Source organism: Mesorhizobium sp. WSM3868, from assembly GCF_002294785.1.
Classification (GTDB): Bacteria; Pseudomonadota; Alphaproteobacteria; order Rhizobiales; family Rhizobiaceae; genus Mesorhizobium.
Genome location: NZ_NSGB01000009.1, coordinates 87,066 through 99,096 on the forward strand (window position 1 = coordinate 87,066; position 12,031 = coordinate 99,096).

The window sequence follows — 12,031 nt, forward strand, 5'->3', positions numbered from 1 at the left end:
CCGTTTTCCGTCCGGAATCGCGCAAAATTAAGACTCTACTCCGACAGAGTCTTCAGGAACGCCACCAGAGCCGCGCGCTCGCGATCGGAAAGCTCGAGCGGGTGGATCTCCGAAACGCCTTCAACGCTGGGCGCCGCTTTCGAATAATGCGCCACCACCTCGTCGAGGGTCGAGAACTGCCCGGCATGCATATAGGGCGCACGCGTAGCTGCCCCCCTGAGCGACGGCGTCTTGTAGGCGCGCACGAGTTGCTGCCCGTCCTTCACCATGAAGCGCAATTCGCGGCAGGCGCTTTCATCGCCGTCGCGGAACTTGCCGAAGCAGTTGAACGGGTCCGCCTGCACTTGAGCCACGGCATCGACCCGGCCGCGGTCGGGCGGCAGATCCTTGACCGGCGGCACGCCGGTGTTGTGGAACGAACTGTCGGTGAAGCGCGGCCCGTTATGGCAAGTCACGCAATTGGCCTTGCCGATGAACAGCTTCAGCCCGAGGATCTCTTCCGGCGAGAAGGCAGCATCGCCTTGCGGCTTGGTGCCGGTCGCGAGGTCGATCGCGAAGCGGTCGAAACGCGTCTGCCCAGGTTCGATCGAGCGCTCGAAGGCCGCGATTGCCTTGCCGATGTTGGCAAAGACGCGGTTGACGTCTTCGGCCTGCCTGGCGGGCATGGCGTTCCATGCCGCCTTTTCGGCCTCGGTGCCGAGCGGGCTGGCATTGGCCGGCACGGTGGAAAGATCGGGCAGCGGCCCGAAAATGCGCTCATAGCGCTCGCCGAACCGGTCCGTGATGTAATGCGCGAAGGCCGCGCGGTTGCCGGCCTGCTCCAGCGGGTTTTCGAGCGGCGTCAGCGCTTGCGCCCACAAACTGTCGCGGCGTCCGTCCCAGAAGAACCAAGGATCGCGCGCCACGCCGGCCAGCGGCATGGTTCGGCGATTGGTGTGGCCGACGCCGACCGCCCGCGGCAGGTCGTCCTGGAACTGACGGTCGATCTTGTGGCAGGTCGAGCAGGACACCGTGCCGTCGCGGCTCATGCCGACATCGAAGAACAGCGTCGATCCGAGCGCTGCAGCGGCCGGCACATCGGCATACTGGTTCGTCGTCCGCTTTGAGCGCCGGCAGCGTGTTCAACGCCAGCGAGGCGATGGTCTTCTTCTCGGCGTCGCTGAACTCGGGCTCGCCGCAACCGCCAAGCCAAGCGAGCGCGGCCAGAGCTGACAGGCTTGCGAGGCGGAGAAGACGCTTCATCGGCCGCTCACAACACGATGTTGAAGACGACCGAATCGGAACCCGCCGCCGCCGAGATCGCGAACCGCAATTGCCACCAGCCGGTCATGGTGAATTTCACGCCGTCGATGCGGTAGCGTCCCGCCCCCATATAGTCGGTCGCCTGCGGGCTGGTCGGCAGGCCGTGATTGTGCTGCGGCATGCCGCCGGAAACGGTGATCGCGGCCCCCTCCACCGGAGCGCCGGCGGAGGTCTTCAGTGTCAGCAGCCAGGATTGCAACTCGCCCTGCCGGATGACGCCGCGCTCCGGCTCGAAGCTCGCAACGAACAGGCCGCTCGCCGTCTTTTTCGAACGCGACGTATCGGGGCCCGGTGCCGAATGCGGCGCCGTCAGGTAGACGACAGTCAGAATGCCGACCAGCAGGGCAGCAAGACCGAGACCCGCAAGAATGTAACGCCATATCGATGCCAAACCGGCTCCTCTTCGGCTGATAACGTCACGGGCTGCGCGCAGCATCCCTCCCGCCTGTGGGAAATCGCTTCTGGCGCAAAAATCGGCCTGCGCCAAGCATGGCGCTGCCGGCTGCAAAAAGCTACAGCACCAAAGCTTTAGGAGGACAAGTCATATGGAAGCCAATGGTGTCGCGTCGATCGGCGAATGCATGCTCGAACTGTCGGGTCAGGCAGGACCGAACTGGCGTATGGGCTTTGCCGGCGACACCTTCAATACGCTATGGGCGCTGCATGCGCTCAGCCCCGGCCGGCCCGCGACCTATGTCTCGGCCTTCGGCGACGACCCTTTTTCCCGCGATCAGATCGCGTTCTTAGCCCAGAACGGCATCGGTATCGGCAGCAGCCCGGTCATTGCCGGCGCAAGACCGGGCCTTTACGCCATCACGCTCACTGGAGCCGAGCGCGCCTTCACTTACTGGCGAAGCGATGCTGCCGCGCGCCAGCTTGCCTCCGATGCAGCGGCACTGGCGAAAAGTCTTGAAAACCAGGCGCTTGTCTATTTTTCCGGAATCACTTTGGCAATTCTGGATGATGCCGCGCGCAAAACCCTGCTTTCGGCCGTCGCGACAGCACGCGCGGCGGGTTCGCTGGTCGCCTTTGACCCGAATTACCGTCCCAGGCTGTGGCCGAGCCGTGAAACCGCGCAGGCTGCGATCTTGGAAGCGCTCGCCGTCGCGGATATCGCATTGCCCACTTTTCCGGATGAGCAGATGCTGTTTGGCGATGAGGCGCCGGAAACAACTGCCAGGCGTCTCGGAGGAGTGGTCGGCGAGGTTGTCGTCAAGAACGGCGAGCAGCCGGCATTGATTGCCGTGGACGGCGCCTCGGAAACAATCGAGGCAGTGCATGTCGCCTCGCCTGTCGATACTACCGGCGCCGGCGATTCCTTCAACGGCGGCTATCTCGCCGCCCGGCTTGCCGGTCACGCCCCAGTCGACGCGGTTCGGCGCGCGCATCGGGTGGCTGCGGCCGTCGTACAGGTGCGCGGCGCGCTCGCGCCGTTCGAGATTCTAAGAACAGCCTTTGGGATCTAGCTAGGGAGCCGGAACCTGTATTCCGTCACCTGATGGTAGATCTGGCCCGGCCAAAGCGTGGCCTGTGGAAAATAGGGCCGGTTCGGCGCGTCGGGCCAGGTCTGAGCTTCGAGGCAGAAGCCTGAAAAGGCTTTGTAGCCGCGCCCGTCCAGCCCAGGGGAGGACGGCGCGACATACTGGCCGATATAGAGCTGCAGGCCGGGCTCGGTGGTCCAGACTTCCATTTCGACGCCGGAACTGGCGCCCTGCACCCAGGCTGCCTGGTGCAGCGGTCCACGGCTGGAGGCGAGGCAGTAATTCAGATCGTAGGGAAGCTGCTCGCCTTCCGATTCCATGCGCAGCGGCCGCGCCTGGCGGAAGTCATAGGGCGTGCCGTCGACAGGCTTCACCGCGCCGGTCGGGATCATCTCTGCGTCGACGGGCGTATAAGCGCCGGCATTGAGCATCAGCCGGTGGTCGAGAATGTCGCCCGCGCCCCCGTCGTCGAGATTGAAGTAGGAGTGCTGCGCAAGATTACAGAGCGTCGGCTCCTCGCATGTGGCGGTCAGTTCCATGCTGAGCGTGCCGGGGATCTTCAGCCGGTAGGTGCAGGTGACGTCCAGCGCGCCTGGAAAGCCCATCGTGCCATCGGGATCGTGCAGTGTCAGCGTCACGAAATCGCGCCCGTGCAGCGAGACCGACCATGGCCGGTGGAAATAGCCCTCCGAGCCGCCATGCAGCGTGTGTTTCCCTAGAAAATTGCGCTCGGTCTGGTAGCGCTTGCCGGCGATGGTGAAGCGGCCGTCGCGAATGCGATTGGCGAAGCGGCCGACGACGGCGCCGAAATAGGCGCGGTCGGTCTCATATGGCTCGAACTGGTCGTAGCCCATCACCAGCGGCGCATCATGGCCGGCGAGCCGCAGATCCTGGATGATCGCGCCAAGCCCGATGATGTTGGCCGTGAGACCACCGCCACGGATGGTGAAGCGGCGAACGGCCTCGCCCGCCTGCGTCGTGCCGAAGACCTCGCCGTCCTTCATCGCTGTGCCCGAAAACGTCAGTTCATTGATCTGTGGACTACGCCGGCCGTCTCCGGCAAGGGCAGGCCTGATGCCTGCCCCACCAGTCGAGCGGTGTCAGAGGCCGAGGCCGCCGATGCAGACATATTTGGTGTCGAGATAGTCCTCGATGCCCTGATGTCCGCCTTCCTTGCCGAGGCCCGATTCCTTGACGCCGCCGAACGGCGCCTCGGGCGTGGTGATCAGGCCTTCATTGACGCCGACCATGCCGTATTTCAGCCCTTCCATGACGCGGAAGGCGCGGCCGAGATCGCCGGTGTAGAAATAGCAGGCGAGGCCGAACTCGGTGTCGTTGGCCAATGCGATCGCTTCTTCCTCGGTCTCGAACTTGAACACCGGGGCGACCGGCCCGAAGATCTCTTCCTTCATGAAGCGCATCTTGGGCGTGGCGTCGGCGATGACCGTCGGCTGGAAGAACGAGCCGCCGAGCGCATGGCGATTGCCGCCGGCAACGACCTTGCCGCCCTTCGAGGTGGCATCGGCGATCAGTTCCTCGACCTTCTCGACCGCTTTCTCGTCGATCAGCGGCCCCTGCTGCACGCCTTCTTCCAGGCCGGAGCCGACCTTCAGACTGTTGCTGGCAGCGGCCAGCTTCTCGACGAACTTGTCATAGATACCCGCCTGGACGAGGAAGCGGTTGGTGCAGACGCAGGTCTGGCCGGAATTGCGGTACTTCGCGGTGATGGCGCCGGTGACGGCGCGATCGATGTCGGCATCGTCGAAGACCAGGAACGGAGCATTGCCGCCGAGTTCCATTGACACTTTCTTGACCGTCGTCGACGACTTCTGAATCAGGATCTTGCCGACCTCGGTCGAGCCGGTGAAGGTGATCTTCTTGACCAGCGGGTTGGCGCAGATCTCGTCGCCGATCTCGCCGGCCGAACCGGTCAGGATGTTGATGACGCCCTTGGGGAAGCCGACCTCTTCGGCGAGCGCGCCCCAGGCGAGGCCCGAATAAGGCGTCTGCGAGGCCGGTTTGACCACGGCCGTGCAGCCCGCGGCCAGCGCCGGTCCGAGCTTGCGGGCGAGCATCGAGGACGGGAAGTTCCATGGCGTGATGGCGGCAATGACGCCGACCGGCTCCTTCGTCACCAGGATGCGGCGGTCGCCCCAGGGCGACGGCACGATGTCGCCATAGGTGCGGCGGCCTTCCTCGGCGAACCAGAGGATATAGCTCGCGGCCGAGCCGATCTCGCCCTTGGATTCGAACAGCGACTTGCCCTGCTCGATGGTGAGCAACTCGGCCAGCACGTCCTGATTGTCCATCATTGCGTCGTGCAGCTTGCGCAGAAGCTTCGAGCGCTCGAGCGCGGTGGTCTTGCGCCAGCTCTTGAATGCTTCATCGGCGGCCTCGATGGCGCGGCGGGTTTCGGCCTTGCCGGCCTTCGGCACGGTGCCGATCTTCAGGCCGGTCGCCGGATTGTTGACGTCGATGGTCTGGCCGCTGTCGGCCTGCACCCATTCGCCGTTGATGAGATTGGCCTGGCGCATGAAATGACTGGTTTTCTGAAGCATGGTCTGGCCTCCGTTCGGCGCGCTGATCGGCCGTTTTTCTGGATATTCGGGGGCGTGCAAGGCTGCACGCTGGCGCATTGCTCTTACCTAGGGAAAGCCCGGCAAGCAATCACAAGATGGCATATAGGGGTTGGGCCAGCAAAAACGAGCGCTAGCCGAACACATGCAGGACCACCGTCAGCCAGAAGGATGTGGTGAGCACCGCGCTGGCCGTGGCGATCGTCATCTGGTTGGACGCCAGCGCCTGACCGGTGTTGAATTGGACGGCGATGAGATAGGAATTGATGCCGGAAGGCAGCGCCGCCACGACCACGGCGACCTTTGCCGTCAGCGGCGGCAGGCCGAGCAGCCAGACCAGGAGCAGCACCAAGGCCGGCATCAGGAAGAGTTTCAGCGCCGACAGCGCGAGCGCTGGGCGCACGTTCCCGGAAATGCCGAAGCGGCGCAGGCTGAGCCCCATCGCAAACAGCGCCACCGGCCCGGCCGTATCGGCCAGCGCGTCGACCAGCCGCTCGATCAGCGGCGGCAGCGGCGCGCCGGTGAAGCGCCAGGCGAGCCCCGCGAGAATGCCAATGATGAGCGGGTTGACGAACAGCCGCCTGAGGAAATTCCGGATGACGCGCAGCGGATGCACGGACTCTTCGTCTTGACGGCCGAACATCTCGAACAGCACGATTGACGCCATCATCATGACAGGCAGGTGGATCGAGACCAGCAGCGACAGCACCTCGAACCCGCTGGTGCCGAATATGCCGAGGATGAAGGGCGCGCCAAGCAGCACGACATTGGAATAGGCCGAGGACACGCCGCCGACGATGCCGGCGCGGGCATCGCGGCCGAAGAGGCGCGTCATGACCAGGTGCCCGGCGGACCAGGTGACGGCAACCGCCGCAAAATAGGCGCTCCACAGCGACCATGGCGCCACGCCATGGAAATCGGACTTCACCATCGTCTGGAACAAGAGCAGCGGCATAGCCACGTTGACGGCGAATTCGGATATGCCCTCACCACTTGCCGGCTTCAGATAGCCGGTAAGGCCGGCGAGATAGCCGAGCGCAACGAGACTGAAGACGAAGAGGACGGTTTCGGTGAGCGCCGTCATTGTTCGGGCGGAGACATCTTTACCGTGATAGGCAAGCCTCGAGCGCCGTGCAATCGGCCGTTCTCCGGCCGACCGTTGGTCCTCTGCTTGTTTTTCAGCCGGCTTTGCGGTCCCTATATGCCGAAGATGGCCCCGGCCTCTCCGGCCGCCATAAGGACTTCACATGCTGCGACTTGCCCTGGCGCTTTTCCTGCTTGCCGTTCCCACCCTCGCCCACGCAACCGACGCCGGCTGGGCGCTGCTGCGCGATGGCGGCCATATCGTCCTGCTTAGGCATGCCTTCGTCACCGGGACCACCGATCCGGCGAATTTCGACATCGGCAATTGCGCCACCCAGCTCAACCTGTCCGAGCGCGGCAAGCAGCAGTCAAGCCGCATCGGGGCGCTGTTTGCGGCGCGCGCGGCGCCCATCGAGCGTGTGCTCTCCAGCCGCTACTGCCGCTGCCTTGACACCGCCCGCATCGCTTTCGAGGCCGAACCGAAACCATTTGCGCCGCTTGACCTGCTCAAGACCGATTCGGCTGAGAAGGCCGCTCAGATGGAGGCGGTGATGAAGGAGATCCGGGGCTATTCCGGCTCTGACACTCTGGTGCTGGTCACGCATCTGGAAAACATCCAGGCGCTCACCGGCGTCTCGCCGCGCGAGGGCGAGGCCGTGGTCGTGGCGCCTAATGGAGACGGCCTCAAAGTGCTCGGCCGCGTCACCTTCTGACGGCATAGGTCTGCCCAGCTCAGCACTGTGGCCGAAATGCCACAGCCGCAAGAAGCCGCAAGCCCCCGCGATAATGCCGCTTGCGACAAGCCGTCGCAGGGCCTATAGGCGCGCTCCCGGTCACGAAAACCGAAGCGAGCACAACGGTTGGAGCTTTCGTCTCCGCCCGCGCAGCCGGCTTTGCCGCGCTGTGTACGGCGCCGTTTCGGAGTGTTGGGATCGCCGATGTAGCTCAGAGGAAGAGCGCCGGATTTGGGTCCGGAGGTCAGGGGTTCGAGTCCCTTCATCAGCACCACGGATAGCTCAGTTTGGTTAGAGCGTCAGACTCATAATCTGATTGTCGAAGGTTCGATTCCTTCTCCAACGGCCTGTTAAGCCGACACCTTTGGGTGGTGTTATCCAAAACGGTCCGGGGACCGGAATGCAGAAGACCTGACGGACGGCTAAGCCTTCGGGCCGATGCCGTATTGAACGGTCCGATGCCATCGGCTCGCGGCCAGGCTCGCGGTGACGATCAAGGCGCGGCAATGCCGGCAAAGGAGCCTTCGGGCGCCGGCGCCCGCCTTGCCGCCCCGCGATCCGCTCCCGAAGGCCCGCCGCCTGGCGATGCCACCGGTCTCCGGATCATCCGTGCCGGGAAACGAAACGAGAAACGAAAGGACGATCGACGCATGACGTGACGCCTCGCATGGGGCCATGCCCGACAGGAGTAAGACAATGAAGACCATTCTCGAAAAGGTTCTGGGACGCCAGCGCGTCCTCGTGAAGGAAAATGAACGTGCCGTCGCCCTCTACAAGGGCGAGATCCAGGCTGTCCTGATGCCGGGCGAACATTGGCTCGACAACCGGCGCGGAAACCTGGAAATCTCCAGGCACGACCTGAAGAACCCGGAATTCGTTTCGGCCTACGAGAAGGCATTGTTCGACAAGCTCCCGGATGCGGCCGCGCGTCACTTCACCGTGGTTCGCACCGGGCGCACCGACATTGCCGTGATCGAGCGCGACGGCGCCCTTCATGCCGTTCTCGCTCCGGATCGCAAGCTCGTGCTGTGGACGGATGCCGGCCCGTGGGCGGTGACCTCCGTCGATACGGCGGCCGATCTGGCCGTCGATCCGGCCTTGATGCGCCGGATCGGCCAGGCCCGAAAGGCGGAACACATGTTCCTGCATCCGGTCGTGGACGGGCAGGTCGGTCTGCTGTTCGTGGACGGCGTCTACACCCGCACGCTTGCCGCGGGTGTGCACGCCTTCTGGAATGTCGGGCGCATGGTCCAGGTGAAGGTCGTCGACCTCAAGCGGCAGTCGCTTGATGTCGCCGGGCAGGAAGTGCTGACCAAGGATCGCGTGACGATCCGCGTCAACATCGCCGCCGAATACCGGGTCGTCGATCCGGTGACGGCGGTGAGCACGGTGAAGGACTTCTCGGAAGCCCTCTACCGCGCCCTGCAGTACGCCTTCCGCAAGACGCTCGGCGCGCTCACCCTCGACCATATCCTCGACAAGAAGATCACGGTCGATGAGGAGGCAGCCGCCAAGGTGCGTTCCGACATGGCCGCGATCGGCCTCGAGGTCAGCGATATCGCGCTTAAGGATGTGATCCTGCCGGGCGAGATGCGCGAGATCCTCAACCAGGTGGTTTCGGCCGAGAAGCAGGCCGAGGCCAACGTCATCCGCCGCCGCGAGGAGACGAACGCCACGCGTTCGCTGCTCAACACGGCCAAGGTGATGGCCGAGAATCCGGTGATGCTGCGGCTGAAGGAGCTTGAGGCTCTCGAGGCCATCGCCGGCAAGGTCGAGCGCCTGACTGTCCACAACGGGACGGGCGGGCTGCTCAACGATCTGGTCAAGCTCCGCGAAGGCTGAGCTTACGCCACGCAAAATGGGAAGGGCCGCCGGTTGCCCGGCGGCCCTTCTTGCGTCCACAAAGCCGGCATCCCATCTGCGCCCGGCGTGTCAGGCCTTTTCCTGCCCGGAAAAACCGATTAGACAGCGCCAAAACAAGATGCGGACAGATTCCGCCCGCAACCGAAGGAAGAGCCCTTGTCCACCACGTTCGAGAAAGTCGCCAAGATCATTGCCGACACCAGCGAGATCGATATCGACACCATCACGCCCGAAAGCCATACCATCGACGATCTCGGCATCGACAGCCTCGATTTCCTCGACATCGTCTTTGCCATCGACAAGGAATTCGGCATCAAGGTGCCGCTCGAGAAGTGGACGCAAGAGGTCAATGACGGCAAGGCTTCGACCGACGACTACTTCGTCATGCAGAACCTGTGCGCCAAGATCGACGCGCTGGTCGCGGCCAAGGCCGCCTGAAGAGCGCGACCTTGCCCCGCCTCCAGCCTGACCAGCAAAGCCGCTCATGAGCAGCCCGCGCGACGTCGTCATCACCGGCATCGGCCTTGTCTCTTCGCTGGGAGAAGGACCGGACGCGCATTGGCAGAAGCTGACCCAGCCGGGCGTTGAGCCGGTGCTCGATGCGACGCGCTTTGCGCCCTACACAATTCATCCCCTGCCCGAGATCGACTGGAACCTGCAGATCGCCAAGCGCGGCGACCAGCGCCAGATGGAGACTTGGCAGCGGCTCGGCACCTATGTCGCCGGCCTGGCGCTGGACGACGCCGGCATCAAGGGCAATGACGAGCTTTGCGCGACCATGGACATGGTTGTGGCGGCCGGCGGCGGCGAGCGCGACGAGGCCGTGGACAGCGCGATACTCGCAGCATCCGAGAGCCGCAACGACCGCGACGTGCTGCTCAACGAGAAGCTGACCACGGAGTTGCGGCCGACGCTTTTCCTCGCCCAGCTTTCCAATCTGCTCGCCGGCAACATCTCCATCGTGCACAAGGTCACCGGCTCGTCTCGCACCTTCATGGGCGAGGAAGGCGCCGGCGTCTCGGCTGTTGAGACGGCCGCCGCGCGCATCCGCTCGGGCCAGTCGACCCATGTGCTGGTCGGCGGCGCGTTCCAGACCGAGCACTCAGACATGCTGCTCGGCTATGAACTCGCCGGCTATCTGCATCGCGGCCCGTGGAGACCGGTCTGGCAAAGACAGGGCGCGGAAGGCGGCGGCGTGGTGACGGGCTCGGGCGGCGCTTTCTTGGTGCTCGAACAGCGCGAGCATGCGCAGAGCCGGGGTCGCAAGATCTATGCTGAGCTCGGTCCTGTGGTTTCCGGCCGGGCGAGGCGCCGGCGCGGCGAGCTGAATGCCGAAATCGCCGCTTTGCTGAAGCAGGCGGCGCTGCCCGCCGGCGAATTGCTGACCATTTCCGGTGCCTCCGGCGCCCATGCCGCCACGGCGGCCGAAAAGGTGGCACTCGATGCCAACCCGGCGCTTGCAGTGCGCGCCTTCTCGACGCTCACCGGCCACATGAAGGAAGCGCAGTTCCCCTTCGCCGTGGCGCTTGCCGCGCTCGCCGTCGACCGCAAGGCCCCCTACCCTGTCTTCGATGCCACAGTGGAGCAACCATTCGAAGGCGCCCCCAGCTCCGTCCTTGCAACGGCGATCGGCTATCACCAATTCGAGGGCCTGGGGCTGATCAAGGCCGCTTAGAGCGAGACAGACAGAACATGGCCAATCTCCGCGATCACATGGGCAGGCCTATCGTCGCCGTGACCGGCATCGGCGTGGTGACTTCGCTTGGCGTCGGCAAGGCCGACAACTGGGCGGCGCTGACCTCAGGCAAATCCGGCATCCATCCGATCACCCGCTTTCCCGTCGATCATCTGAACACCCGCATTTCCGGCATGGTCGATTTCCTGCCGTCGAGCTCCAAGGGTGCGAGCCTCCTCACCTACGAGCTGGCCGAGACCGCGGCCCAGGAAGCGGTGTCGGAGGCCGGCCTCGGTTCCGGCGATTTCGGCGGCCCGCTCTTTCTCGCCTCGCCGCCGGTCGAGCTCGATTGGGCCGACCGCTTCTCGCTCTACAATTCCGACAAGAAGGAAAGCGGTTCCGAGAGATTGCTGCGCGTGGCGCGCGGACTGAAGGAGCTCGGCATTTTCGAGACCACCCAGTTCGGCTCGATCGCCGATCGCCTGGCCGATCGTTTTGGCACGCGCGGCCTGCCGATCACGCTGTCGACAGCCTGCGCGTCAGGCGCCACCGCCATCCAGCTCGGTGTCGAGGCGATCCGCCGCGGCGAATGCGACAAGGCGCTGTCGATCGGCGCCGACGGCTCCGCCACGGCCGAAGCCCTGATCCGCTTCTCGCTGCTCTCGGCGCTTTCCACCCACAACGACATTCCCGAAAAGGCCTCGAAACCCTTCTCCAAGGACCGCGACGGTTTTGTCCTTGCCGAAGGTTCCGGCGCGCTGGTGCTGGAATCGCTGGAGGCGGCACTTACCCGGGGAGCCACCATCCTCGGCATCATGCGCGGCTGCGGCGAGCGCGCCGACGACTTCCACCGCACCCGCTCCAAGCCTGACGGTTCGCCGGCCATCGCCGCGGTACGCGCCGCCCTTGCGGATGCCGGCTTGAGCGAGGACGAGATCGACTACGTCAACGCGCACGGCACCTCGACGCCGGAAAACGACAAGATGGAGCATCTGTCGCTGTCGACCGTGTTCGGCGAGCGGATCGGCTCGATGCCGATCTCGTCGAACAAGTCGATGATCGGCCACACGCTGTCCGCTGCCGGCGCGGTCGAGGCCGCGTTCTCGCTGATGACCATGCGCGAAAGCGTTATCCCGCCGACCATTAATTACGACAATCCTGATCCGGCAATCGTGCTCGACGTGGTGCCAAACAAGAAGCGCAACGCCGAGGTCGGCACGGTTCTGTCGAATTCCTTCGGTTTCGGCGGCCAGAACACCTGCCTTGTCATGGCGCGGGAACCGGTCTAAGCGGACGTTTTCCCGCTTCCAAAGTACC

10 protein-coding genes, 2 tRNA genes and 1 pseudogene are annotated in these 12,031 nt (G+C 64.4%); 8 read left to right on the plus strand and 5 right to left on the minus strand.

Going from position 1 to position 12,031, the window contains the following annotated elements:
* Nucleotides 1-35: 35 nt before the first annotated feature.
* Nucleotides 36-1,242, minus strand: a pseudogene (locus CK221_RS16360) (cytochrome c peroxidase).
* Nucleotides 1,243-1,249: 7 nt separating this feature from the next.
* Entirely contained in the window at nucleotides 1,250-1,693 is a 444-nt protein-coding gene (locus CK221_RS16365) for a FixH family protein (RefSeq protein ID WP_067329635.1), read from the minus strand.
* 154 nt (nucleotides 1,694-1,847) lie between these two features.
* On the opposite strand from CK221_RS16365, the gene CK221_RS16370 reads away from it, so the two are divergent.
* Nucleotides 1,848-2,768, plus strand: coding sequence for a sugar kinase (locus CK221_RS16370; RefSeq protein WP_095778464.1), 921 nt, complete (start codon nucleotides 1,848-1,850; stop codon nucleotides 2,766-2,768).
* Here the strand turns inward: CK221_RS16370 and CK221_RS16375 are convergent.
* From CK221_RS16375 to CK221_RS16385, 3 genes are all read right to left on the minus strand, one after another.
* Nucleotides 2,765-3,787 (minus strand): aldose epimerase family protein, encoded by a 1,023-nt coding sequence (locus CK221_RS16375; protein WP_095778465.1) that lies wholly within the window; start codon nucleotides 3,785-3,787, stop codon nucleotides 2,765-2,767. The genes CK221_RS16370 and CK221_RS16375 overlap by 4 nt on opposite strands.
* 96 nt (nucleotides 3,788-3,883) lie before the next feature.
* Nucleotides 3,884-5,341, minus strand: coding sequence for an NAD-dependent succinate-semialdehyde dehydrogenase (locus CK221_RS16380; protein WP_095778551.1), 1,458 nt, complete (start codon nucleotides 5,339-5,341; stop codon nucleotides 3,884-3,886).
* A gap of 151 nt (nucleotides 5,342-5,492) precedes the next feature.
* Nucleotides 5,493-6,443 carry an AEC family transporter gene (locus CK221_RS16385; RefSeq protein ID WP_095778466.1) on the minus strand — a complete coding sequence of 317 codons (951 nt, stop codon included), beginning with the start codon at nucleotides 6,441-6,443 and terminating at the stop codon, nucleotides 5,493-5,495.
* A gap of 163 nt (nucleotides 6,444-6,606) precedes the next feature.
* On the opposite strand from CK221_RS16385, the gene CK221_RS16390 reads away from it, so the two are divergent.
* The 7 genes from CK221_RS16390 (at nucleotide 6,607) to CK221_RS16425 (ending at nucleotide 12,003) form a co-directional block, all read left to right on the plus strand.
* On the plus strand, nucleotides 6,607-7,155 hold the full coding sequence (locus CK221_RS16390; protein WP_095778467.1) for a histidine phosphatase family protein: 549 nt from the start codon (nucleotides 6,607-6,609) through the stop codon (nucleotides 7,153-7,155).
* A 221-nt stretch (nucleotides 7,156-7,376) separates the two neighbouring features.
* Nucleotides 7,377-7,450 (plus strand) — tRNA-OTHER (locus CK221_RS16395).
* Nucleotides 7,451-7,519, plus strand: a tRNA-Met gene (locus CK221_RS16400).
* 353 nt (nucleotides 7,520-7,872) lie between these two features.
* Entirely contained in the window at nucleotides 7,873-9,018 is a 1,146-nt protein-coding gene (locus tag CK221_RS16410; RefSeq protein WP_095778469.1) for a slipin family protein, read from the plus strand.
* Nucleotides 9,019-9,195: 177 nt separating this feature from the next.
* Complete coding sequence (locus tag CK221_RS16415) at nucleotides 9,196-9,477, plus strand: acyl carrier protein (protein ID WP_066999801.1); 282 nt, start codon at nucleotides 9,196-9,198, stop codon at nucleotides 9,475-9,477.
* 46 nt (nucleotides 9,478-9,523) lie between these two features.
* Entirely contained in the window at nucleotides 9,524-10,714 is a 1,191-nt protein-coding gene (locus tag CK221_RS16420) for a beta-ketoacyl-ACP synthase (RefSeq protein ID WP_095778470.1), read from the plus strand.
* A 17-nt stretch (nucleotides 10,715-10,731) separates the two neighbouring features.
* The gene (locus CK221_RS16425) at nucleotides 10,732-12,003 is read left to right on the plus strand and encodes a beta-ketoacyl-ACP synthase (RefSeq protein ID WP_095778471.1); all 1,272 of its coding nucleotides are present in this window, start codon (nucleotides 10,732-10,734) and stop codon (nucleotides 12,001-12,003) included.
* The last annotated feature ends 28 nt before the right edge of the window (nucleotides 12,004-12,031 follow it).